The following is a 23,472-nucleotide window of genomic DNA, read 5'->3' as shown; positions in this document are numbered from 1 at the left end:
GGTTCTGTGAAGCCTCACACGAAGTTCAAGGCTGAGGTTTACGTTCTTTCTAAAGAAGAAGGTGGACGTCACACGCCGTTCTTCAACAAGTACCGTCCACAGTTCTACTTCAGAACGACAGACGTTACTGGTGAGATCATGCTGCCAGAAGGCGTAGAAATGGTTATGCCTGGTGATAACATCACTATCGAGGTGAACCTGATCAACGCAGTAGCAATGGAGAAAGGTCTGCGTTTCGCTATCCGTGAGGGTGGTAGAACAGTAGGTGCCGGTCAGGTAACTGAAATCCTTGACTAATAATATATAAAACTGACCCGTTTCTGGAATCTTTTTCGGAAACGGGTTTGTTTTTAATATTCTTTTAAATAAATTTGCACTCCAATTAAAATTGGTGTGCATTTTTTTACGGGTGTAGCTCAATTGGTAGAGTAGTGGTCTCCAAAACCATTGGCTGGGAGTTCGAGTCTCTCCACCCGTGCAATTTAAATCCTATTAAAGCGAAGGCGATGAGCAAAGTAAAAGGCTACATAGACGAGACAGTGGAGGAAATGAAAAACAAAGTTTCATGGCCTGCATATTCTGACCTGCAGAATAGCTCTGTATTGGTGTTGATCGGGTCTTTAATATTTGCTCTGGTAGTTGGAGCTATGGATTTCGTTTTTGATTCGTCGCTGTCTTGGTTTTACAACCAATTTTAATTTGAGTCTATGGCTGATTTAAAATGGTATGTGGTTCGCGCTGTAAGCGGACAGGAGAAAAAGGCAAAGGCGTATCTGGAGAACGAAGTAGTAAGACAGAATCTTGGAGAGTACGTTCCTCAGGTTCTCATACCAGCCGAGAAGGTGTATGAGATGCGTGGTGGAAAGAAGAAGATCAGAGAGAGAAATTTCTTTCCGGGATATGTACTGGTACAAGCTGATCTTTCACATGGAGAAGCTGAACACATTATCATCAGCACACCAGGCGTTATCGGCTTCCTTGGGTCAAACGAAGGCGGTCAGAATAAAAAGCCGGTTCCGCTTAGGCAGTCTGAAGTAAACAGAATCCTAGGTACTGTTGATGAAGCTGAAGAACAGGCAGAAGTATTGGATACTCCATTCTTAGTTGGAGAAATGGTGAAAGTGATGGACGGTCCTTTCAGTGGATTCTCAGGTACTGTGGAGGAAGTGTTCGAAGAACGTAAGAAGCTTAACGTTATGGTAAAGATATTCGGCCGTAACACACCAGTTGAGCTGAATTACATGCAGGTAGAAAAAGAATCGTAGTAAATACAAATAATGGCAAAGGAAATAAAAGGTTACCTGAAACTTCAGGTAAAGGGAGGTGCCGCGAACCCATCGCCACCGATTGGACCTGCACTTGGTTCTAAAGGTCTTAACATCATGGAGTTCTGTAAGCAGTTCAATGCTAGAACCCAGGATAAGCCAGGACAAGTGTTACCAGTGTTGATTACAATATACGCAGATAAGTCCTTCGACTTCGTTATTAAGACGCCTCCTGCTCCGGTATTGTTAATGGATGCTGCTAAGATTAAGGGTGGTTCTAAAGAGCCAAACCGTAACAAAGTAGGTTCAGTTACATGGGATCAGGTAAGAGAGATTGCAGAGCTGAAAATGCCTGACTTAAATGCTTTCAAACTGGAAGCCGCCATGAAAATGGTAGCTGGTACAGCTAGAAGCATGGGTATTACAGTGTCTGGAAACGCTCCGTGGAACGAATAATTAGAGTTAAAGGATAATGGCGAAGATTTCAAAGAACAGGAAAGCAGCCTTAGAAAAGGCTGACCTGACAAAAGAGTATTCTTTAACAGATGCGGCTTCAGTAGTAAAAGATATCACTTTTACCAAGTTTGATGCCTCTGTTGATATTGATGTACGCTTAGGCGTTGACCCTCGCAAAGCCGACCAGATGGTTCGTGGTATTGTTACCCTTCCACATGGCACAGGTAAAGACGTAAAAGTACTGGCATTGGTAACACCTGACAAAGAGCAGGAAGCCAAAGATGCAGGCGCTGACTTCGTAGGTCTGGATGACTATATCCAAAAGATTGAAAAAGGCTGGACAGATGTAGACGTGATCATCACGATGCCAGCTGTAATGGCTAAAGTAGGTCGTTTAGGTAGAATCTTAGGTCCTCGTAACCTGATGCCAAACCCTAAATCTGGTACAGTTACACAAGACGTAGCTAAAGCAGTAAAAGAAGTTAAAGCAGGTAAGATTGACTTTAAAGTTGACAAGTATGGTATCATCCATACAAGTGTAGGCAAAGTTTCTTTCTCACCAGAGCAGTTAGCTGCTAACGCTGCAGAAGTGATAGCTACACTGAACCGCCTGAAGCCATCTTCAGCAAAGGGTACTTACATTAAGAGCATAACATTGTCTAGCACAATGAGCCCGGCCGTAATCGTTGACAAGAACGCAACTATCTAAGAACATGACCAGGGAAGAAAAAGAGATAATTGTTAAAGACCTGAGCGAGAAGTTAGCGAACACTAACTATTTCTATATCACAGATGCATCTACTATGACTGTAGCGAGCATCAACCAGTTCAGGAGATTAGCCTTCGAAAGAGGGTTGGAGTACAAAGTTTACAAAAACACTTTCATTAAGAAAGCATTAGATACCTTAGAGGCAGACACCACTAATCTGGAAGCTATCCTGAAAGGATCATCTGGTATCTTGTTTTCTACTGAATCAGGCAATGCTCCTGGTAAGCTTCTGAAAGACTTCAGAAAGAAAGGTAACGCACTTCCATTATTGAAGGGTGCCTATATTGATGGCGGTATCTACATTGGCGAAAACCAACTGGATACACTTGCCAGCATCAAGTCTAAGCATGAGCTTATCGGTGATATCATCGGCTTGCTTCAGTCTCCAGCTAAGAATGTTGTTTCTGCTCTTCAGAGCAGCGGCGGCAAACTAGCCGGTATCCTGAAAACCCTATCTGAAAAAGAATAATTTTAAAAACGTAATCAATAAGTAACTTTTAATTTCAATAAAATGGCAGATTTGAAAGCATTCGCTGAGCAGTTAGTAAACTTAACTGTGAAAGAGGTTAATGAACTAGCTACAATTCTTAAGGATGAGTATGGTATCGAGCCAGCTGCTGCTGCTCCAGTTATGATGGCTGGTGGTGGTGCTGCTGAAGGAGGAGCTGCTGCAGAAGAGAAAACTTCTTTTGACGTAATCCTTAAGTCAGCTGGTGCATCTAAGCTTGCAGTTGTTAAGCTTGTAAAAGAATTGACTGGTCTTGGCCTGAAAGAAGCTAAAGAACTGGTAGACGGCGCTCCTAAGCCTTTGAAAGAAGGTGTGGATAAGAACGAAGCTGAATCACTGAAGAAGTCTTTGGAAGAAGCTGGCGCTGAAGTAGAGGTTAAATAATCTCACTTACCAACATACCGAGAACAGGTAGACCTGGCAGTTTAGTCAGGTCTTTTCCTGTTTGTATACGGATTCAAATTTGAATCCTTTTTTTGCCCATGGCTATACGAATGGCTGTGTGCTGGAATCATATTGTAAACGTTAAAATTCCAAGGCTTTGGCTAAGAATAAAACGACAGAGCGAATCAATTTTGCCTCTATAAATCCGGTAATTGACTATCCTGACTTCTTAGATGTTCAGCTACAGTCATTCCAGGACTTCTTCCAGCTGGAGACTCCTGCTGAAAATAGAGCACAGGAAGGTTTGTTCAAGGTGTTCGCTGAGAACTTTCCGATTTCCGATTCACGAGAAAACTTTGTACTAGAGTTTATCGACTACCATATCGACCCGCCAAAATACTCAGTAGATGAGTGTATTGACCGTGGTCTAACTTATTCGGTTCCGCTAAAGGCCAAGCTTCGTCTCATCTGTAACGATGAGGACAATGAAGACTTTGAGACAATCGAGCAGGAAGTGTTCTTGGGTAATATCCCATACATGACCGAGAAAGGCTCATTTGTTATCAACGGTGCTGAACGTGTTATTGTATCTCAACTTCACAGATCTCCGGGTGTGTTCTTTGCTCAAAGCAAGCACACAAACGGTACAAAACTTTATTCTGCCAGAATTATTCCTTTCAAAGGATCTTGGGTTGAGTTTGCAACAGACGTAAACAACGTCATGTATGCCTACATTGACCGTAAGAAGAAATTTCCGGTAACAACGCTCTTGCGTGCTATTGGTTATGGTACAGATAAAGATATCCTTGACCTGTTCGGTCTTTCTGAAGAGTTGCCTGCAACAAAGACAAATCTGAAGAATGCGATCGGCAGAAAGTTGGCTGCACGTGTGTTACGCACATGGACAGAAGACTTTGTGGATGAGGATACAGGTGAAGTAGTATCAATTGATCGTAACGAAGTACTTCTCGAGCGTGATTCAGAAATTACGCAAGACGATATCGACGTTATTCTGGATTCTGGTACCAAGTCTATCATTCTTCACCGTGAAAACGTGAACATTGCGGACTATGCCATTATCTACAATACGCTTCAGAAGGATAATTCAAACTCTGAGAAAGAAGCAGTAGAGCAGATTTATCGTCAGCTTCGTAATACAGAGGCGCCAGACGAAGAAACTGCGCGTGACATTATCCAGAAGCTGTTCTTCTCTGACAAGCGTTACGATCTTGGTGAAGTTGGCCGCTACAGAATCAATAAGAAGCTCGGTCTGGATACAAACTGGGACGCAAAAGTGCTTACAAATGAGGACATCGTTCTTATTGTAAAGTATCTGATCGGTCTGATCAACTCCAAGGCTGTAGTAGATGATATAGACCACTTGAGCAACCGCCGTGTAAGAACGGTAGGCGAGCAGCTATATGCGCAGTTTGGCGTTGGTCTTGCCCGTATGGCAAGAACAATCAAAGAGCGTATGAACGTGCGTGACAACGAGGACTTCAAGCCTGTTGATTTGATCAACGCGCGTACGCTGTCTTCTGTGATCAACTCGTTCTTCGGAACTAACCAGCTATCTCAGTTTATGGACCAGACTAACCCACTGGCAGAAGTGACGCACAAGCGTCGTGTATCTGCATTGGGACCAGGTGGTCTATCCAGAGAGCGTGCAGGTTTCGAAGTACGTGACGTTCACTACACGCACTACGGTCGTCTGTGTACAATTGAAACTCCGGAAGGTCCGAACATTGGTCTGATTTCATCACTATGCGTGCATGCTCGAGTAAACCACATGGCTTTATCGAGACGCCTTACCGCAAGGTAAACGAAGGTATAGTAGAGATGGATGGATCGGTTGAATACCTGACAGCAGAAGAGGAAGATACTCACCACATCGCGCAGGCTAATGCCATTATCGATGACAGTGGTAACTTCATCAATGATAGAGTAAAAGGTAGATTCGAAGGTGACTTCCCTGTGGAAGAACCTAAGACCTATACCTATATGGACGTTGCGCCGAACCAAATTGTATCGGTAGCGGCATCATTGATTCCATTCCTGGAGCACGATGACGCCAACCGTGCCTGATGGGTTCAAACATGCAACGCCAGGCGGTTCCACTTTTGAAAGCAGAAGCACCAATCGTAGGTACTGGTCTGGAAAGAAGAGCGGCTATTGACTCAAGAGCACTGGTAATCGCTGAAGGTGATGGTGTAATTGACTTCGTAGACGCTAATAAGATTGTTGTAAAATACGATCTGACAGAAGAAGAGAAGTTGGTTGCCTTTGATGCAGAGTATGTAACATACAACCTGATTAAGTTCAGAAGAACGAACCAGGATACCTGTATCAATTTAACGCCGATTGTTTACACTGGACAGCGTGTAACCAAAGGTCAGCCGCTGTGCGAGGGTTATGCTACTAATAATGGTGAACTCGCAATCGGTCGTAACATGCAAGTGGCGTTCATGCCTTGGCAAGGTTACAATTTCGAGGATGCTATTGTTATCTCTGAAAAAGTAGTAAGAGATGATATCTTCACTTCTATCCACATCGAGGAATTCGAGCTTGAAGTTCGTGAGACCAAGCGTGGTGAAGAAGAACTTACTTCTGAGATTCCGAACGTGAGCGAGGAAGCCGTGAAGAACCTGGACGAGAACGGTATTATCCGTATCGGTGCTGAGGTTCGTGAAGGTGATATCCTGATCGGTAAGATTACACCAAAAGGTGAGACTGACCCGACACCGGAAGAAAAACTTCTACGTGCCATCTTTGGTGACAAAGCCGGTGATGTGAAGGATGCATCGCTTAAGGCGCCGCCATCACTGAACGGTGTAGTAATTGAGACAAAACTTTTCTCAAGACCTAAGAAAGACAAAAACCTGCGGGCTAAGTCTAAGAAAGAGGTTGAAGAGCTTAAAGTTAAATACTCGAAGGATCTGAACGCCATTAAGAATGTGATGGTTGATAAACTGGTGGCTCTGCTGGAAGGCAAGACATCGCAGGGTATCAAGCACAAGTTCGGCGATGAAATCCTGACGAAAGGAGTTAAGTTCTCTCGCAAGAACATCATTGAAGCATTGTTCCCAGAAAAGAACCCATATAAGGACGAAAGTAACTATGCGGTTCCGGAAGAGGTGAACATGTTTAAGGATCTGATTCTGGAGAACTGGACTGCCGACGAGAAGACCAACAGCATGCTGGTGGAGCTTGTGAAGAACTATAACAAGCGCCGCAACATCACTTCTGCGCACTTCAAGCGTGAGCGATTCACACTGGAGGTAGGAGATGAGTTGCCAGCAGGTATCGTGCAGTTAGCCAAGGTATACATTGCGAAGAAGCGTAAGCTGAAAGTGGGTGACAAGATGGCTGGTCGTCACGGTAACAAAGGTGTGGTTGCCCGTATTGTGCGTGAGGAAGATATGCCGTTCCTGGAAACAGGTGAACCAATGGATATCGTGCTAAACCCATTGGGTGTACCTTCAAGGATGAACATCGGTCAGATTTATGAAACCGTGCTTGGATGGGCCGGCAAGAAGTTGGGTAGAACTTATGCTACTCCGATCTTCGACGGTGCTACAGAAGAGCAGGTACAGTCTGAATTAAGAGAAGCTGGATTGCCTAGCTTCGGCCGTACATACCTGTACGATGGTCTGTCAGGTGATCGTTTCGATCAGCCGGTAACAGTAGGTGTGATTTACATGCTTAAACTGGGCCACTTGGTTGACGATAAGATGCACGCACGTTCTATCGGACCATACTCACTTATTACGCAGCAGCCATTGGGCGGTAAAGCTCAGTTCGGTGGGCAGCGTTTCGGTGAGATGGAGGTGTGGGCTCTCGAGGCATTCGGTGCTTCGAACGTACTGCAGGAAATACTTACAGTGAAATCTGACGATGTGATCGGCCGTGCGAAAGCTTATGAAGCAATCGTGAAAGGCGATGTGTTGCCGAAGCCAAATATCCCTGAATCATTCAATGTATTGATTCACGAGTTAAGAGGTCTGGCACTCGAGATCACCTTAGAATAGTAAAGTATAAGCTAAGCGTCCTGGCAAAAGTCAGGGCGCTTAGCGCACTTTATACAGATTCGCTGTAAGGCATATTCATTGTATCGACATTATTGTAATAATATGGCATTTGCAAAAAACAAAAAGCTAACTCAGGACTTCTCCAAAGTAACGATAAGCCTGGCCTCTCCAGAGTCGATTCTGGAAAGATCAAATGGCGAGGTTACAAAGCCTGAGACAATCAACTATAGAACCTATAAGCCTGAGATGGGTGGTCTATTCTGCGAAAGAATATTCGGACCTGTAAAGGACTGGGAATGCCACTGCGGAAAATATAAGAGAATCAGATATAAAGGTATCATCTGCGACCGTTGCGGTGTGGAGGTTACTGAGAAGAAAGTGCGCCGTGAGCGCATGGGCCACATCGAACTGGTAGTTCCTGTAGCGCACATCTGGTACTTCAAATCTCTTCCGAACAAAATCGGTTATCTGTTAGGCTTACCTACCAAGAAGCTTGACCAGATCATCTACTATGAAAGATATGTAGTAATCCAGCCAGGTATTTTGGCAGAAGACGGTGTGAACACACTGGACTTCCTGACCGAAGACGAGTACCTGGATATGATTGACAAGCTCCCACGCGAGAACCAAATGTTGGATAACAACGATCCAAACAAGTTCATCGCGAAGATGGGTGCTGAAGCATTGCAGATGCTGTTGGAGCGTACGAACCTGGACGACTTGTCCTACGAGCTTCGTCACGCTGCCGCTCATGAGACGTCGCAGCAGCGTAAGGCTGAGGCCTTGAAGCGTCTTCGTGTAGTGGAAGCATTCCGTGATGCTACAACAAGAATCGAAAACCGACCAGAGTGGATGATCATCCGCATGGTTCCTGTTATTCCACCAGAGCTTCGTCCGCTTGTTCCATTGGACGGTGGTCGTTTTGCAACTTCGGACTTGAACGACCTATACCGTCGTGTGATTATCCGTAACAACCGTCTGAAGCGTTTGATCGAGATCAAGGCCCCAGAGGTAATCCTACGTAACGAAAAACGTATGTTGCAGGAAGCGGTTGACTCCCTGTTCGACAACTCACGTAAAGTGAACGCTGTTCGTGCCGAGGGTAACCGTGCGCTGAAGTCGCTTTCTGACATGCTGAAAGGTAAGCAGGGACGTTTCCGTCAAAACTTGCTTGGTAAGCGTGTTGACTACTCAGGCCGTTCAGTAATCGTGGTAGGTCCTGAACTGAAACTGCATGAGTGCGGTCTGCCTAAGAACATGGCAGCTGAGCTCTTCAAACCGTTCATTATCCGCAAGCTGATCGAAAGAGGCATCGTAAAGACTGTAAAGTCAGCTAAAAAAATTGTAGACCGCAAGGACCTGTTGTTTGGGATATCCTGGAGAACGTGCTGAAAGGCCACCCAGTACTTCTAAACCGTGCTCCTACGCTCCACAGATTAGGTATACAGGCATTCCAGCCGAAACTGATTGAAGGAAAGGCGATACAGCTTCACCCATTGGTATGTACGGCATTTAACGCCGACTTTGACGGTGACCAGATGGCCGTGCACGTTCCACTTGGACCTGCTGCTGTTTTGGAAGCTTCAATGCTGATGCTTGCTTCGCATAACATCCTGAACCCTGCTAACGGTGCGCCAATTGCGGTACCTTCTCAGGACATGGTACTTGGTTTGTACTATGTATCAAAAGGAAAGCGTAGCACAGAGAACGAACATATACCTGGTGAAGGCATGAGCTTCTACTCTGCGGAGGAAGTAATTATTGCCATCAACGAAGGTCGTCTGTCTAAGCAGGCTTATATTAAAGTAAGAACCAAGGTTAAGAACGAGAAAGGCGAACTCGAGACAAAACTGATCGAGACAGTTGCCGGTCGCGTGATCTTCAACCAGTTTGTTCCGGAAGAAGTTGGATACATCGACGAGCTGTTAACGAAGAAAAAACTTCAGCAGATCATCTCTCGCGTGTTCAAGGAAACAGGTATGGCTCGTACAGCCCACTTCCTGGATGATATCAAGACACTAGGTTTCCAGTCTGCTTACAAAGGAGGGCTTTCAATGGGTCTGGGCGATATCCAGATTCCAGCAGAGAAAGATATCCTGGTAGCACAGGCCAAGAAAGATGTAGACGCTGTATGGCAGAACTACTCCATGGGTCTGATCACTGACAACGAGCGTTACAACCAGGTAATTGATATCTGGACTCGTATCAACAACCAGATTACTGAAACGTTGATGCGCCGTCTGGAGAATGACGACCAGGGCTTCAACTCGATCTTCATGATGATGCACTCAGGTGCTCGTGGTTCGAGAGAGCAGATTCGTCAGCTGGGTGGTATGCGTGGTCTGATGGCGAAACCTCAGAAATCATTGCAAGGCTCAGTAGGTGAGATTATCGAGAACCCGATCCTTTCTAACTTTAAGGAAGGTCTGGATGTAATCGAGTACTTCATCTCTACACACGGTGCCCGTAAAGGTCTTGCTGATACGGCCCTTAAAACTGCGGATGCTGGTTACCTGACACGTCGTCTGGTAGACGTGTCACAGGACGTTATTGTGAACGAAGAAGACTGCGGTACACTGAGAGGTCTGGAAGTGAGTGCACTGAAGGATAACGAAGATATTGTGGAGTCGCTTTCTGAGCGTATCCTGGGCCGTGTAACTGTACACGATGTCTATGATCCGATTACAAACGAACTGATTGTAGAGTCAGGCTCAGAAGTAACAGAGGAAGTAGCACGTGCTATAGAGAACACTGCGATCGAGACAGTAGAGATTCGTTCTGTACTGACTTGCGAATCCAAGCGCGGTATCTGTGCTAAGTGCTACGGCCGTAACCTGGCAACAGGCTTTATGGTGCAGAAAGGTGAGGCTGTTGGTGTAATCGCCGCACAGTCAATCGGTGAGCCTGGTACACAGTTGACACTTCGTACATTCCACGTAGGTGGTACAGCATCAAACATTGCAGTAGATGCTATGATCCGTGCGAAGTTCGCTGGTAAAATCGAATTTGAAGATGTTCGTACGATCGAAACCATCAACAATGAAGGTGAGCCAGTGAAAGTAGTAATGGGTCGTTCAGGAGAGGTTAAGATCGTTGATCCGGCAACTGGTAAACTGTTAATCAGCAACCACGTGCCTTACGGTTCATTCATCACCGTGAATGATGGGCAGCTTGTAGAAAAAGGTGACCAACTGTGTATGTGGGATCCATATAACGCAGTAATCCTTTCTGAGTTTGACGGTGAGATTGCTTACGAGTCAATCATCGAAGGTATAACTTACCGAGAGGAATCGGACGAACAGACAGGATACCGTGAGAAGGTGATTATCGATACGAAAGATAAAACCCAGAACCCGGCTATCATTGTGAATCCGAAGAGTGGAGAGTCGAAAGGCTATAACATTCCAGTAGGAGCTCACTTGACAGTTGAGAACGGCGAGAAAATTAAAGCTGGTCAGATCCTGGTGAAAATCCCGCGTGCAATTGGTAAAACACGCGATATTACAGGTGGTCTTCCACGAGTGACTGAACTATTCGAGGCGCGTAACCCTTCTAACCCGGCGGTTGTATCTGAGATTGATGGTGTGGTAACATATGGTAGCGTGAAGCGAGGTAACCGCGAAATCTTCATTGAGTCGAAAGACGGAGTGAAGAAGAAGTACATGGTGCCGCTTTCTAAGCACATCCTGGTACAGGACAATGACTTTGTTCGTGCAGGTATGCCACTGTCAGATGGAGCTATTACACCAACAGACATTCTGAATATTCAAGGGCCGGGTGCAGTACAAGAGTACCTGGTAAATGAGATTCAGGAAGTATACCGCCTGCAGGGTGTGAAGATCAACGATAAGCACATTGAGGTAGTAGTTCGCCAGATGATGCAAAAAGTTGTGATCATCGACGCAGGTGATACAAGCTTCTTGGAACACCAGGTGGTTGACAAGATCAACTTCATGGAAGAAAACGACCGCATTATCGACATGAAAGTGGTAGAGGAAGCAGGTGACTCAACTAACCTGAAGCCAGGCCAGATCGTGACAGCTAGAAGACTGCGTGACGAAAACTCTAGTTTGAAACGTCGTGACTTGAAACTGGTGACTGTACGTGATGCATCTCCAGCAGTTTCGCGTCCAACCTTGCAAGGTATTACACAAGCTTCATTGGGTACACAAAGCTTTATTTCAGCAGCGTCGTTCCAGGAAACTACGAAAGTACTGAGCGAAGCAGCGATCAAAGGTAAAGCCGATGAACTGTTAGGTCTTAAGGAAAACGTGATCGTAGGTCACCTGATCCCGGCTGGTACAGGTCTGCGCGATTACCAAAACTTAATTGTTGGAAGCCAGGAAGAATACGATTCATTGGTAGAATCAAAGAAGTCTGGAGTTGGAAGCCGCGCCAAGCAGCAGGAACTACAGAACAATAGATAAGCAGGTATGGCAGAGGAACTGAAAAATCAAAATCAAATAAACATTGAGTTATCTGAAGAGATAGCAGAGGGGGAATATGCCAACCTGGCAATGATAGCCCATTCAAGTGGCGAGTTTGTGATTGATTTTATAAGACTGATGCCAGGATTGCCTAAAGCAAAAGTGAAATCAAGAATAGTTATCACGCCAGAGCATGCCAAAAGATTATTGGCGGCTCTGGCTGATAACATTCAAAAGTTCGAAAGCAGCTTTGGGGAAATTAAACCGGCAAATGAAGCACCATCTTTCCCAATGAACTTTGGAGGAACAGTAGGCGAAGCTAAGGTGCTAATAATTAATGAATTAAAATTTTGAATTTGCAAAATGGTTTTCCTACCTTTGCAGACCAAATTTTAGAGTGAAAAATATCTATAATTAACAAATTATAAATGCCTACTATACAGCAATTAGTAAGAAAGGGAAGAGAGAAGTTAACTTCAAAGTCGAAGTCTCCAGCCCTAGATTCATGCCCACAACGCCGTGGTGTATGTACAAGAGTGTATACAACCACTCCTAAGAAGCCAAACTCAGCTATGCGTAAAGTAGCTAGGGTTAGACTTACGAACGGTAAAGAAGTGAACGCTTATATCCCAGGTGAAGGTCACAACCTTCAGGAGCACTCTATTGTGCTTATCAGAGGTGGTAGAGTGAAAGACCTTCCAGGTGTTCGTTATCACATCGTACGCGGTGCACTGGATACAGCCGGAGTTAACGGCCGTTTGCAGTCACGCTCGAAGTACGGTGCTAAGAGACCTAAGCCAGGCCAGCCAGCCGCTGCTGCAGGTAAAGGTGGTAAGAAAAAATAATTGATAGAATTATATTACAATGAGAAAAGCAAAGCCTAAAAGTAGAGTTCTCCTTCCTGATCCAAAATTCAAAGAGACCTTAGTAACACGTTTCGTAAACTATCTGATGGAAGATGGTAAGAAAAGTATTGCTTATGGTATCTTCTATGATGCTGTAGAATTAGTAGAGCAAAGAACGAAAGAGAACGGCCTTGAGACTTGGAAGAAAGCATTGAACAATGTGATGCCAAGCGTAGAGGTAAAAAGCCGCCGCGTAGGTGGTGCTACTTTCCAAGTGCCGACTGAGGTTCGTCCGGATCGCAGAGTATCTCTTGGTATCAAGTGGATGATTTCTTACGCTCGTAAGAGAGGTGAGAAGACAATGAAAGACAAATTAGCTGGTGAGATCATCGCAGCTGCAAAAGGTGAAGGTGCTGCCGTTAAGAAGAAAGACGACACGCACAGAATGGCCGAGGCAAACAAAGCATTCTCACACTTTAGATTTTAATTAATGGCAAGGGACTTAAAATACACACGTAATATTGGTATTGCCGCTCACATTGACGCTGGTAAAACAACAACAACAGAGCGTATACTTTACTATACAGGTAAATCTCACAAATTAGGTGAGGTTCACGAAGGTGGTGCTACCACTGACTGGATGGAGCAGGAGCAAGAGCGTGGTATCACAATTACTTCCGCAGCTGTTACTGTAAACTGGCCATACAGAGGTAACGACTACCATATCAACATTATCGATACTCCAGGTCACGTAGACTTTACAGTTGAGGTAAACCGTTCACTGCGTGTACTGGATGGTCTGGTATTCCTTTTCAGTGCAGTTGATGGGGTTGAACCTCAGTCTGAGACAAACTGGAGACTTGCTGACAACTATAAAGTAGCTCGTATCGGTTTCGTTAATAAAATGGACCGCTCCGGCGCTGACTTCCTGAACGTATGCCGTCAGGTAAAAGAAATGCTTGGTAGCAACGCTGTTGCACTTCAGTTGCCAATCGGTTCTGAAGACAACTTCAAGGGTGTAGTTGACCTAGTTAACTTCAGAGGTATTGTATGGAATGAGAGCGATAAAGGTATGACCTTTACTGAAGTTCCTATTCCAGATGATATGATAGAAGAAGCAGAGGAATACAGAGAGAAACTTTTGGAAGCTGTAGCTGAATATGATGAGACTTTGATGGAGAAATACTTCGAAGATCCTAATTCAATCACAGAAGCAGAAATTCTTAATGCTCTTCGTGCTGCAACTATTGACATGGCAATCGTGCCAATGCTGTGCGGTTCTTCTTTCAAGAATAAAGGTGTACAAACAATGCTTGACTATGTAATGGCATTGCTTCCATCACCAGTTGACAAAGAAAGCATTATTGGTACAAACCCTGACACAGGTGCAGAAGTAGCAAGAAAGCCGTCAGAGACTGATCCATTCGCAGGCCTTGCATTTAAAATTGCTACAGACCCTTATGTAGGTCGTCTTTGCTTTGTACGTGCATACTCAGGAGTACTTGACTCAGGATCGTATGTGTATAACTCAAGATCTGGAAACAAAGAGCGTATCTCGCGTATTTTCCAGATGCATGCCAATAAGCAAATCCAGATTGACAAACTGCAAGCTGGTGATATTGCTGCAGTAGTAGGCTTTAAAGACATCAAAACAGGTGATACACTTTGCGATCAGAGCGCTAAAATCGTTCTGGAATCGATGGAGTTCCCTGAGCCAGTAATTGGTTACGCAATTGAGCCTAAGACGCAGGCTGACTCCGATAAAATGGGTATGGCAATCGCCAAACTTGTTGAGGAAGACCCAACCCTCCAGGTAAACACTGACGAGGAAACAGGTCAGACTATCCTTAGAGGTATGGGTGAGCTTCACCTGGAGATCATCATCGACCGTATGAAGCGTGAATTCAAGGTTGAACTGAACCAGGGTGCTCCACAGGTAGCTTACAAAGAAACTATCACGAAAGCAGTTGAGCACAGAGAAGTGTTCAAGAAGCAGTCAGGTGGTCGTGGTAAGTTTGCTGACATCGTGTTCACAATGGGACCACGTGAAGATGGCAAGCAAGGACTGGAGTTCGAAAATGCAATTGTGGGTGGTGTGATTCCAAGAGAATTCATCCCGGCAATTCAGAAAGGGTTCGAAGAAGCAATGAAGAATGGTATTCTGGCTGGCTTCCCAATCGACTCTATGAAAGTTCGTTTGTTCCACGGTTCATTCCACGACGTTGACTCTGACTCACTTTCTTTTGAACTGGCTGCACGTCAGGGCTTCAAAGAAGCAGGTAAGCAGTGTGCTCCGAAACTACTTGAGCCAATCATGGCTGTAGATGTAGTGACTCCGGATGAGTACACAGGTCCTGTAACTGGTGACTTGAACAGAAGAAGAGGTATCATGAAAGGTATGGATACGAAAGGAACATCTACAGTAGTGAAGGCAGACGTTCCGCTTTCAGAACTGTTTGGTTACGTAACTGACCTTCGTACCATTACTTCAGGTAGAGCAACGGCTTCTCTTACTTTTTCTCATTACGAGCAAGTACCACAAAACCTGGCCGATGGCATCATTGCTAAATTAAAAGGAACTGCAGCTAAATAGTAGTAAAAGATAATGAATCAGAAAATTAGAATTAAGCTTAAGTCTTACGACCATAACCTGGTAGATAAATCTTCTGAGAAGATTGTAAAAGCTGTAAAGGCTACTGGAGCTATCGTAAGCGGTCCTATTCCTCTGCCTACAGAGAAGGATAAATTTACAGTTCTTCGTTCACCACACGTGAACAAGAAATCCAGAGAGCAGTTTCAGCTTTGCACTTACAAGCGTCTGGTTGATATCTACTCTACAAGCTCTAAAACAGTAGACGCACTGATGAAGTTAGAACTTCCTAGCGGTGTGGATGTTGAGATCAAAGTTTGATAAGAACAGATCGAATATTAAAAAGAGAACCTTCGGGTTCTCTTTTTTTATGCGCTGATTAATAATATTTTAGACAAAAGTTGCTAAAGCATTTTAAATTTTATTAACTTTGCACTCCCTTAGCGAGAGCTGTGGGATAAAATCATTATATCCATCTTTTAAAAAACAAGTTGAATGCCTGGAATTATCGGTAAAAAAATCGGAATGACAAGCCTCTTCACTACAGATGGTAAATACACGCCAGTTACGCTTATTCAAGCAGGACCATGTGTAGTTACTCAAGTGAAGACGGTTGAAACTGATGGCTACGCAGCGGTGCAGCTTGGCTACGGCGACAAAAAGCTTAAAAGAGTAACGAAAGCAGAAGCTGGACATTACAAAAAAGCTAATACGACAGCCAAGAAAAAAGTTGCTGAATTCGATGTAGAAGGAATATCTCTGAATCTTGGTGATACAGTAGATGTGAATCTCTTCGAAGAAGGAGAGTATGTTGACGTAGTGGGTACATCAAAAGGTAAAGGTTTTCAAGGCGTTGTAAAGCGTCACAACTTTGCCGGTGTAGGTGGCCAGACACACGGTCAGCACAACAGAGCAAGACACCCTGGTTCAATTGGTGCGTGCTCTTGGCCATCAAGAGTATTCAAAGGTATGCGTATGGCCGGTCGTATGGGCGGTAACCGTGTTAAGATACAGAACTTAACAGTGGTTCGTGTAATCGCAGACAAAAATCTGTTAGTAGTTAGTGGCTCTGTTCCAGGTGCCAAGAATTCTTACGTGTTAATTGAGAAATAAAAATGGAGCTTTCTGTATTGAATATTAAAGGTGAGGATACAGGTAGAAAGGTAACACTTTCTGATGCTGTGTTTGGTGCTACACCGAACGAGCATGCAATGTATCTTGACGTGAAGCAGTACCTGGCTAATCAGAGACAAGGTACGCACAAGTCCAAAGAAAGAAACGAAGTAGCTGGATCTACTAAGAAGATCAAAAAGCAAAAAGGTACTGGTGGAGCTCGTGCAGGTAGCTTGAAAGCTCCTCTTTTTGTAGGTGGTGGTAGAGTATTTGGACCAAGACCAAGAAACTACAGCTTTAAGCTTAACAAAAAGCTTAAGGAAGTAGCTCGTGCTTCTGCTCTTTCATTGTTAGTTAAAGACAATAAAGTTTCTTTGGTTGAGTCTTTTACATTTGAAGCTCCGAAAAACGAAAGAATTCAAAAGCAATGCTTAGCAACCTGAAGGTAGAAGGTAAAACATTACTAGTAATACCTGCAGTTGATAAGAATGTTGTTCTTTCCGGCCGCAACCTGAATAAAGTGAAGATTTCTACAGCTAGCGATTTGAATACATACGACCTGTTGAATACAGACCGTGTACTGCTGGTTGAAGATTCAGTTAACATTATTGAAAACCTCCTAAGCGCATAATATTATGATCCTGAAAAAACCGCTTCTGACGGAAAAATTCGCTGCCATGAACGAGGTTGGAAAGTATGCTTTCGAGGTGAACATCAAAGCCAACAAAGTAGAAATCAAAAAGGCAGTTGAGAAGCTTTACGGAGTTACTGTAGAAAAGGTAGCTACCATGAAGACGCAAGGCAAAGTAAAGAGCAAGTATACTAAGTCTGGCGCTGTAACTGGCCGTACATCTTCTAAGAAAAAAGCAATCGTTACCCTGAAAGAGGGTGAAGTAATCGACTTTTACAGCAGCATTTAATTAAATAACAATGGCTTTAAAGAAGTTAAGACCAACAACACCAGGTCAAAGATTCCGTGTAGCGCCAGCGTTCGATGAGATCACGACGGCTACTCCAGAGAAATCTTTGTTGGCACCGAGTAAAAAATCTGGTGGACGCAACAACTCAGGTAAAATGACTATGCGCTATATGGGCGGTGGTCATAAGCAGAAGTACAGAGTGATTGACTTTAAGCGTACAAAGCACGGTGTGCCTGCTACGGTTAAAACAATCGAGTACGATCCGAACAGAACTGCTCGTATTGCACTGCTTTATTATGCAGACGGTGAGAAAAGCTATATCATTGCACCATCTGGAATCCAGGTGGGAACTGAGATAGTTTCAGGACCAGGTAATGCACCAGAAGTAGGTAACTGCCTTCCTTTATCTGACATTCCTCTAGGTACAATCATTCACAACATCGAATTGCAGCCTGGCCAAGGTGCAACACTTGCCAGAAGTGCAGGTTCTTATGCACAGCTGGTTGCAAGAGAAGGTCGCTATGCAACTATCAAGTTGCCATCTGGTGAACTTCGTATGGTGCTTGTAAATTGCTACGCAACTGTAGGAACAGTTTCTAACTCTGATCATATGAATGTTAAGATTGGTAAAGCCGGTCGTAACAGATGGTTAGGTAAGCGTCCAAGAGTACGTGGTGTTGCCATGAACCCTGTCGATCACCCTATGGGTGGTGGTGAAGGCAAGTCATCTGGCGGTCACCCACGTTCACGCAAAGGCTTGCTGGCTAAAGGTCTTAAGACACGCAGCAAGAAAAAGCATTCTGAGAAACTTATAGTTAATAGAGGAAAGAAATAGTAAATGGCTAGATCATTAAAAAAAAGGGCCTTATATTGACTATAGGCTCGAGAAGAAAGTAGACGTGATGAACGAGTCTGGTAAGAAGACTGTTATCAAGACTTGGTCACGCAGATCCATGATTTCTCCGGATTTCGTAGGTCACACATTCGCAGTTCATAACGGAAATAAATTCATTCCTGTTTATGTGACTGAGAACATGGTAGGTCACAAACTTGGAGAGTTTGCCCCAACCAGAAACTTTAGAGGTCATATTGCTAAAAAAGATAAAGGCAAGCGATAAAATGGAAGCAGTAGCAAGACTTAAAAACGTACCTACTTCTCCTCGCAAAATGCGATTAGTAGCAGGTCTGGTACGCGGCAAGAGCGTAAACAAAGCCCTTGGATTATTGAAATTCGAAGCAAACTCAGGTGCTGCAAGAATTGAAAAGCTCCTTTTATCAGCTCTTTCTAACTGGCAGCAGAAGAATGAAGATGCTCGCATAGAAGATGCTAATCTTTATATCAAAGAGATCTTTGTAGATGAAGGTAAAATGCTGAAGCGTCTGCGTCCTGCACCACAGGGCCGTGGTTACAGAATCAGAAAAAGATCTAATCATGTGACTCTTGTAATAGACAGCATGACTGAAGAGCAACTTGAGCAACAGCAATCAAAGAAATCTAAAAAAGCCAATAAGTAAGAACATGGGACAGAAAGTAAATCCGATCGGTTTTCGCCTAGGAGTTATCAAAGGTTGGGATTCTAACTGGTATGGTGGCAAAGATTTCGCTGAGAAACTGGTTGAAGACGAGAAAATCAGAAAGTATATTTTAGCGCGTATTCCTAAAGGTGGTATTTCTAAAATTATCATTGAAAGAACCCTAAAGCGCATCACTATCACTATCAACACTGCCAGACCTGGTGTAGTAATCGGTAAAGGCGGACAGGAAGTAGATAAGATCAAGGAAGAGCTTAAGAAACTTACTAACAAAGATGTTCAGATAAACATTTTTGAAATTAAGCGTCCTGAGCTTGATGCAAAGCTGGTAGGTGAGTCTATCGCTCAGCAGCTGCAGGCCCGTATCTCTTTCCGTCGTGCGATGAAGCAAGCGATTGCTTCTGCGCTGCGTGTTGGTGCTGAAGGTATCAAAGTTCAGGTTTCAGGTCGTCTAGGCGGTGCTGAAATGGCAAGAACTGAGCACTACAAAGAAGGCAGAACTCCTCTGCACACACTTCGTGCTGATATCGATTATGCATTGTCTGAAGCTCAGACTGTATATGGTAAGCTAGGTATCAAAGTATGGATCTTCAAAGGAGAGGTTTACGGTAAAAAAGACCTTACTCCTAATGCAGACATGGATACCAAAGGTGGAGCAGGTGCACAGGGTGGCGATAGAAGAGGCCGTGGTGATCGCAAGAAAACTGACGGAGCTCCTAAGCGTAAGCGTCGCCAATAATTGATTGATAACATTATTAAGTTTTAGAAAATGTTACAGCCGAAAAGGACTAAATATAGAAAAATGCAAAAAGGCCGCGTGAAAGGTCTGGCTCATAGAGGCAGTACTATTTCATTTGGTTCTTTTGCGATCAAATCACTGGAGGCTTCATGGATTACAAGCCGCCAGATTGAAGCTGCTCGTATCGCCATGACAAGAGCAATGAAACGTGAAGGCCAGGTATGGATTCGTATTTTCCCTGACAAGCCGGTTACGAAAAAGCCTGCAGAGGTTCGTATGGGTAAGGGTAAAGGTTCTCCTGAGTATTGGGTAGCCGTGGTTAAGCCAGGTACCATCATGTTTGAATCAGATGGCGTTCCTATGGAAGTGGCAAAAGAGTCACTTAGATTAGCTGCCCAGAAGCTGCCAGTTAAAACAAAGTTTGTAGTACGTAGAGATTACGTTGAGAAATAGTATATGAAAAATTCAGAGATTAAAGCTTTGTCTTTAGAAGAGCTGAAAGAGAAGCTTAATACGGAGCAAACAACCATGCAGAACCTGCGTTTTGCACATGCTATCTCTCCGTTGGAAAATCCGATGAAAATCCGTGAGACGAAAAAAGCAATTGCTCGTCTGAATACAGAAATTCGTCGCCGTGAAATTGAAGCTAACTCTTAATACTTAATAGAAATCATGGAAGAGAGAAATCTTAGAAAAGAAAGAAGTGGTAAGGTTGTTAGCAACAAGATGGACAAGTCTATCACTGTGTTAGTGGAAAGCAGAATGAAGCACCCAATCTACGGTAAGTTCGTTAGCAAGTCCACCAAATTCATGGCTCATGACGAGAAGAACGAGTGCAACATCGGTGATACCGTACGCATTCAGGAGACACGTCCTCTAAGCAAAAACAAGAACTGGCGTTTAGTAGAAATTATAGAAAGGGCGAAATAAAATGATACAGCAGGAATCTAGATTGAACGTAGCCGATAACAGTGGAGCCAAAGAAGTTCTTTGTATCCGTGTTCTAGGTGGTACAGGCAAGAAGTACGCTTCTATCGGGGATAGAATCGTAGTAACTGTAAAATCAGCCTTTCTTCTGGCAACGTTAAAAAGGGAACTGTTTCTAAGGCAGTTATTGTAAGAACAAAGAAAGAGATCAGAAGAAAAGACGGTTCTTATATCCGTTTCGACGACAATGCCGCTGTTCTTCTGAATGCTAACAACGAGCCACGTGGTACGCGTATTTTCGGACCAGTTGCGCGTGAGCTTCGTGAAAAGCAATTCATGAAAATTGTTTCGTTGGCACCTGAAGTTCTTTAATCATTAATTCAGACATCAAGATGAATAAGAAAAAACTTCATGTAAAAACTGGCGATACAGTAAAAGTGATTGCCGGTGACGACCGCGGAAAGACAGGCCGCATTACAGCTGTTAATATCGAGAAGCAAAGAGTTACAGTTGAGGGAATTAATATGGTGACGAAGCATGCAAAGCCTAGCGCCAAGAACCCTCAAGGTGGTATCTCTAAAATGGAAGCTCCTATTCATGCCAGCAACGTAGCTTTAGTAGATCCTAAGTCAGGTGAAACTACTAAAGCTGGCAGAAGAAAAAACAGCGAAGGTAAAACAGAGCGTTATTCTAAAAAATCAGGAGAAGTAATCTAATATGGCAACTGCAAGATTTAAAGAAAAATATCAGAAGGAGGTTATACCTGCCCTGAAAGAAAAGTTCCAGTATAAGAACGTAATGCAGGTGCCGAAGATCACTAAGATCTCTATTAACAAAGGTATCGGTGCTGCAGTAGCTGACAAGAAACTTGTTGACATCGGAGTAGAGGAACTGACGACCATCTCTGGTCAGAAGGCTGTAGCTACTATCGCTAAGAAATCAGTTTCTAACTTCAAGCTTCGCGAAGGCATGCCAATTGGTGCACGTGTGACACTAAGAGGCGAGCGTATGTACGAGTTCATGGACCGTCTTCTAACAATCGCGCTTCCACGCGTACGTGACTTCAGAGGTGTTAGTGATAAAGGTTTTGATGGTCGTGGCAACTATACACTTGGTGTAAAAGAGCAGATCATCTTCCCTGAAATCAGCATAGATAAAATCAAAGCCATTAGTGGTATGGATATTACCTTCGTAACGACTGCTCAAACAGATGAGGAGAGCTACGAGTTGCTTAAAGCGTTTGGTATGCCTTTCACTAATATTAAGAAATAAGAAAAATGGCTAAAGAAGCAGTAAAAGCGAGAGAGCTTAAAAGACAGAAGTTAGTGGCAAAGTACGCTGCGAAGCGTGCTGAACTTAAAGCTAAAGGAGATTACGAAGGACTTGATAAGCTTCCTAAGAATTCATCTCCAGTAAGGTTACATAACCGTTGCAAGCTGTCTGGAAGACCACGTGGTTACATGAGAAAATTCGGTATCTCACGTGTAGTGTTCAGAGAACTGGCTGTTATGGGTAAAATTCCTGGTGTAACAAAATCGAGCTGGTAATTTTTTCTTAACATATTAAGAAAGAAGAAAAGATATTCTTATCTTTGCCGCTCGCTTAGAAAAAGCGTTCAAGATTTAAGTGATTCATAATGAACTCAGATCCAATAGCAGATTATTTAACTAGAGTGCGTAATGCCATCAAGGCAAACCACAGAGTAGTTGAAATACCATCTAGCAATATCAAGAAAGAGATTACAAAAGTATTGTACGAAAAAGGATACATTCAAAGCTATAAGTTTGATGATTCCTCTGTACAAGGTACTATTAAGATCGCTCTGAAATACAACCCTACCACTAAGCAATCTGCTATTGTGAAACTTGAGAGGGTAAGTAAGCCAGGGCTTCGTAAGTATACCGGAAATGACAGCTTGCCACGCGTTCTGAACGGGTTGGGTATTGCTATTCTGTCAACTTCCAAAGGTGTAATGACTGAAAAAGAAGCCAAGTCACTGAATGTAGGTGGTGAGGTATTGTGTTACGTTTACTAATAGGAGGATAGACAATGTCACGTATAGGAAAATTGCCAATCACTCTGCCGACAAACGTTGAAATTGCTGTTGCAAAGGATAACGTTGTTACTGTAAAAGGTCCTAAGGGAACACTAACTACTCCGGTAGATAAAGACATTATTGTTAAGCAGGAAGAAAACCAGATTGTGGTTGAGCGTCCTACTGAGCAGAAGCGTCACAAAGCAATGCATGGACTTTACCGTTCACTTATCAACAACATGGTGGTAGGTGTAAGTGAAGGCTATAAAGAGCAGCTGGAGTTAGTGGGTGTTGGTTACAAAGCAACTGTACAGGGAAATGTACTGGAGCTTGCTCTTGGATACTCACACAATATCTTCATGACCATGCCTGAAGAAGTTACTGCTACTGCAGTAACAGAAAAAGGTAAAGCACCAGTAATCACGCTTGAAAGTAATGACAAGCAACTGATCGGTCAGGTAGCTGCTAAAATCAGATCACTTCGCAAAGTAGAGCCTTACAAAGGTAAAGGTATCCGTTTTGTAGGAGAAGTTGTAAGAAGAAAAGCTGGTAAGACAGCGTCTAAATAATCATCATCATGTCTGTTAATAAAGTATCAAGAAGACTTAGAATTAAGAGAAGTATCAGAAACAAGATTTCTGGTACTTCTGCCAGACCAAGATTATCTGTTTTTAGAAGCAACAAAGCTATCTATGCACAGCTGATCGATGACACTACAGGAAAAACTTTGGCGGCTGCCTCTTCTGTGAAGCTTGATGGTGTATCCAACGCTAATATTTCAGTGTCCAATCAGGTTGGAAAAGAAATAGGAGCTAAAGCTCTCGAGATGGGTATCACGCAGGTGGTGTTTGACCGTTCTGGATACCTTTACCATGGTAACGTAAAATCATTGGCTGAAGGCGCACGCGAGGCAGGCCTTAAATTCTAAGAATT

The 23,472-nt window shown here is 43.7% G+C and carries 25 protein-coding genes, 1 tRNA gene and 6 pseudogenes; all 32 read left to right on the top strand.

Annotation, left to right across the window (positions count from 1 at the left end; genetic code table 11):
- Nucleotides 1-297, top strand: a pseudogene (tuf, locus tag O71_RS05915) (elongation factor Tu); the annotation flags it as partial.
- 108 nt (nucleotides 298-405) lie between these two features.
- Nucleotides 406-478: transfer RNA gene (locus tag O71_RS05910), tRNA-Trp, on the top strand.
- A 28-nt stretch (nucleotides 479-506) separates the two neighbouring features.
- Complete coding sequence (gene secE, locus O71_RS05905) at nucleotides 507-698, top strand: preprotein translocase subunit SecE (protein WP_007654324.1); 192 nt, start codon at nucleotides 507-509, stop codon at nucleotides 696-698.
- Between the two features lie 9 nt (nucleotides 699-707).
- On the top strand, nucleotides 708-1,265 hold the full coding sequence (gene nusG, locus O71_RS05900) for a transcription termination/antitermination protein NusG (protein ID WP_007654323.1): 558 nt from the start codon (nucleotides 708-710) through the stop codon (nucleotides 1,263-1,265).
- 12 nt (nucleotides 1,266-1,277) lie between these two features.
- Nucleotides 1,278-1,721 carry a 50S ribosomal protein L11 gene (gene rplK / locus O71_RS05895; RefSeq protein ID WP_007654322.1) on the top strand — a complete coding sequence of 148 codons (444 nt, stop codon included), beginning with the start codon at nucleotides 1,278-1,280 and terminating at the stop codon, nucleotides 1,719-1,721.
- 16 nt (nucleotides 1,722-1,737) lie between these two features.
- Entirely contained in the window at nucleotides 1,738-2,430 is a 693-nt protein-coding gene (gene rplA, locus O71_RS05890) for a 50S ribosomal protein L1 (RefSeq protein ID WP_007654321.1), read from the top strand.
- 4 nt (nucleotides 2,431-2,434) lie between these two features.
- Nucleotides 2,435-2,959, top strand: coding sequence for a 50S ribosomal protein L10 (rplJ, locus tag O71_RS05885; protein WP_007654320.1), 525 nt, complete (start codon nucleotides 2,435-2,437; stop codon nucleotides 2,957-2,959).
- A 42-nt stretch (nucleotides 2,960-3,001) separates the two neighbouring features.
- Entirely contained in the window at nucleotides 3,002-3,382 is a 381-nt protein-coding gene (gene rplL / locus O71_RS05880; RefSeq protein WP_007654319.1) for a 50S ribosomal protein L7/L12, read from the top strand.
- A gap of 157 nt (nucleotides 3,383-3,539) precedes the next feature.
- A pseudogene (rpoB, locus tag O71_RS05875) lies at nucleotides 3,540-7,410 on the top strand (DNA-directed RNA polymerase subunit beta).
- A 102-nt stretch (nucleotides 7,411-7,512) separates the two neighbouring features.
- Nucleotides 7,513-11,837, top strand: a pseudogene (gene rpoC, locus O71_RS05870) (DNA-directed RNA polymerase subunit beta').
- A 6-nt stretch (nucleotides 11,838-11,843) separates the two neighbouring features.
- On the top strand, nucleotides 11,844-12,191 hold the full coding sequence (locus O71_RS05865) for a DUF3467 domain-containing protein (protein WP_007654318.1): 348 nt from the start codon (nucleotides 11,844-11,846) through the stop codon (nucleotides 12,189-12,191).
- Between the two features lie 74 nt (nucleotides 12,192-12,265).
- Nucleotides 12,266-12,682, top strand: coding sequence for a 30S ribosomal protein S12 (rpsL, locus tag O71_RS05860; RefSeq protein ID WP_007654317.1), 417 nt, complete (start codon nucleotides 12,266-12,268; stop codon nucleotides 12,680-12,682).
- A 19-nt stretch (nucleotides 12,683-12,701) separates the two neighbouring features.
- Entirely contained in the window at nucleotides 12,702-13,169 is a 468-nt protein-coding gene (gene rpsG / locus O71_RS05855) for a 30S ribosomal protein S7 (protein ID WP_007654316.1), read from the top strand.
- Nucleotides 13,170-13,172: 3 nt separating this feature from the next.
- The gene (gene fusA / locus O71_RS05850; RefSeq protein WP_007654314.1) at nucleotides 13,173-15,275 is read left to right on the top strand and encodes an elongation factor G; all 2,103 of its coding nucleotides are present in this window, start codon (nucleotides 13,173-13,175) and stop codon (nucleotides 15,273-15,275) included.
- Between the two features lie 12 nt (nucleotides 15,276-15,287).
- A complete protein-coding gene (rpsJ, locus tag O71_RS05845; protein ID WP_007654312.1) occupies nucleotides 15,288-15,593 on the top strand; it encodes a 30S ribosomal protein S10 in 306 nt (101 codons plus the stop codon).
- Nucleotides 15,594-15,767: 174 nt separating this feature from the next.
- Nucleotides 15,768-16,385: a 50S ribosomal protein L3 gene (gene rplC / locus O71_RS05840; protein ID WP_007654310.1), complete on the top strand. Its 618-nt coding sequence runs from the start codon at nucleotides 15,768-15,770 to the stop codon at nucleotides 16,383-16,385.
- Between the two features lie 2 nt (nucleotides 16,386-16,387).
- A pseudogene (gene rplD / locus O71_RS05835) lies at nucleotides 16,388-17,016 on the top strand (50S ribosomal protein L4).
- A gap of 1 nt (nucleotide 17,017) precedes the next feature.
- Nucleotides 17,018-17,305: a 50S ribosomal protein L23 gene (gene rplW, locus O71_RS05830; RefSeq protein WP_040573765.1), complete on the top strand. Its 288-nt coding sequence runs from the start codon at nucleotides 17,018-17,020 to the stop codon at nucleotides 17,303-17,305.
- Nucleotides 17,306-17,315: 10 nt separating this feature from the next.
- Nucleotides 17,316-18,140, top strand: coding sequence for a 50S ribosomal protein L2 (rplB, locus tag O71_RS05825; protein WP_007654299.1), 825 nt, complete (start codon nucleotides 17,316-17,318; stop codon nucleotides 18,138-18,140).
- Between the two features lie 3 nt (nucleotides 18,141-18,143).
- Nucleotides 18,144-18,423, top strand: a pseudogene (gene rpsS / locus O71_RS22530) (30S ribosomal protein S19).
- Nucleotide 18,424: 1 nt separating this feature from the next.
- Nucleotides 18,425-18,820 carry a 50S ribosomal protein L22 gene (gene rplV / locus O71_RS05820; RefSeq protein ID WP_040573772.1) on the top strand — a complete coding sequence of 132 codons (396 nt, stop codon included), beginning with the start codon at nucleotides 18,425-18,427 and terminating at the stop codon, nucleotides 18,818-18,820.
- A gap of 4 nt (nucleotides 18,821-18,824) precedes the next feature.
- On the top strand, nucleotides 18,825-19,577 hold the full coding sequence (rpsC, locus tag O71_RS05815; RefSeq protein WP_007654291.1) for a 30S ribosomal protein S3: 753 nt from the start codon (nucleotides 18,825-18,827) through the stop codon (nucleotides 19,575-19,577).
- 30 nt (nucleotides 19,578-19,607) lie between these two features.
- Nucleotides 19,608-20,030 (top strand): 50S ribosomal protein L16, encoded by a 423-nt coding sequence (gene rplP, locus O71_RS05810; RefSeq protein WP_007654290.1) that lies wholly within the window; start codon nucleotides 19,608-19,610, stop codon nucleotides 20,028-20,030.
- Nucleotides 20,031-20,033: 3 nt separating this feature from the next.
- Entirely contained in the window at nucleotides 20,034-20,234 is a 201-nt protein-coding gene (gene rpmC, locus O71_RS05805) for a 50S ribosomal protein L29 (RefSeq protein WP_007654289.1), read from the top strand.
- A gap of 15 nt (nucleotides 20,235-20,249) precedes the next feature.
- Nucleotides 20,250-20,507 carry a 30S ribosomal protein S17 gene (gene rpsQ, locus O71_RS05800; RefSeq protein WP_007654288.1) on the top strand — a complete coding sequence of 86 codons (258 nt, stop codon included), beginning with the start codon at nucleotides 20,250-20,252 and terminating at the stop codon, nucleotides 20,505-20,507.
- 1 nt (nucleotide 20,508) lies between these two features.
- Nucleotides 20,509-20,876: pseudogene (rplN, locus tag O71_RS05795) on the top strand (50S ribosomal protein L14).
- 20 nt (nucleotides 20,877-20,896) lie between these two features.
- The gene (gene rplX, locus O71_RS05790; protein WP_007654285.1) at nucleotides 20,897-21,220 is read left to right on the top strand and encodes a 50S ribosomal protein L24; all 324 of its coding nucleotides are present in this window, start codon (nucleotides 20,897-20,899) and stop codon (nucleotides 21,218-21,220) included.
- A 1-nt stretch (nucleotide 21,221) separates the two neighbouring features.
- Nucleotides 21,222-21,776, top strand: a complete 555-nt coding sequence (rplE, locus tag O71_RS05785; protein ID WP_007654284.1) for a 50S ribosomal protein L5 — start codon at nucleotides 21,222-21,224, stop codon at nucleotides 21,774-21,776.
- 5 nt (nucleotides 21,777-21,781) lie between these two features.
- Nucleotides 21,782-22,051 (top strand): 30S ribosomal protein S14, encoded by a 270-nt coding sequence (gene rpsN / locus O71_RS05780; protein ID WP_007654283.1) that lies wholly within the window; start codon nucleotides 21,782-21,784, stop codon nucleotides 22,049-22,051.
- Nucleotides 22,052-22,140: 89 nt separating this feature from the next.
- Entirely contained in the window at nucleotides 22,141-22,539 is a 399-nt protein-coding gene (gene rpsH / locus O71_RS05775; RefSeq protein ID WP_007654282.1) for a 30S ribosomal protein S8, read from the top strand.
- Between the two features lie 14 nt (nucleotides 22,540-22,553).
- The gene (gene rplF, locus O71_RS05770) at nucleotides 22,554-23,108 is read left to right on the top strand and encodes a 50S ribosomal protein L6 (protein WP_007654279.1); all 555 of its coding nucleotides are present in this window, start codon (nucleotides 22,554-22,556) and stop codon (nucleotides 23,106-23,108) included.
- Between the two features lie 8 nt (nucleotides 23,109-23,116).
- On the top strand, nucleotides 23,117-23,467 hold the full coding sequence (gene rplR, locus O71_RS05765) for a 50S ribosomal protein L18 (protein ID WP_040573759.1): 351 nt from the start codon (nucleotides 23,117-23,119) through the stop codon (nucleotides 23,465-23,467).
- The last annotated feature ends 5 nt before the right edge of the window (nucleotides 23,468-23,472 follow it).

The sequence above is a fragment of the Pontibacter sp. BAB1700 genome (assembly GCF_000277005.1).
Classification (GTDB): domain Bacteria; phylum Bacteroidota; class Bacteroidia; order Cytophagales; family Hymenobacteraceae; genus Pontibacter; species Pontibacter lucknowensis.
The sequence above is the reverse complement of the archived record's forward strand: the minus strand, read 5'-3'. Positions and strand labels throughout refer to the sequence as shown.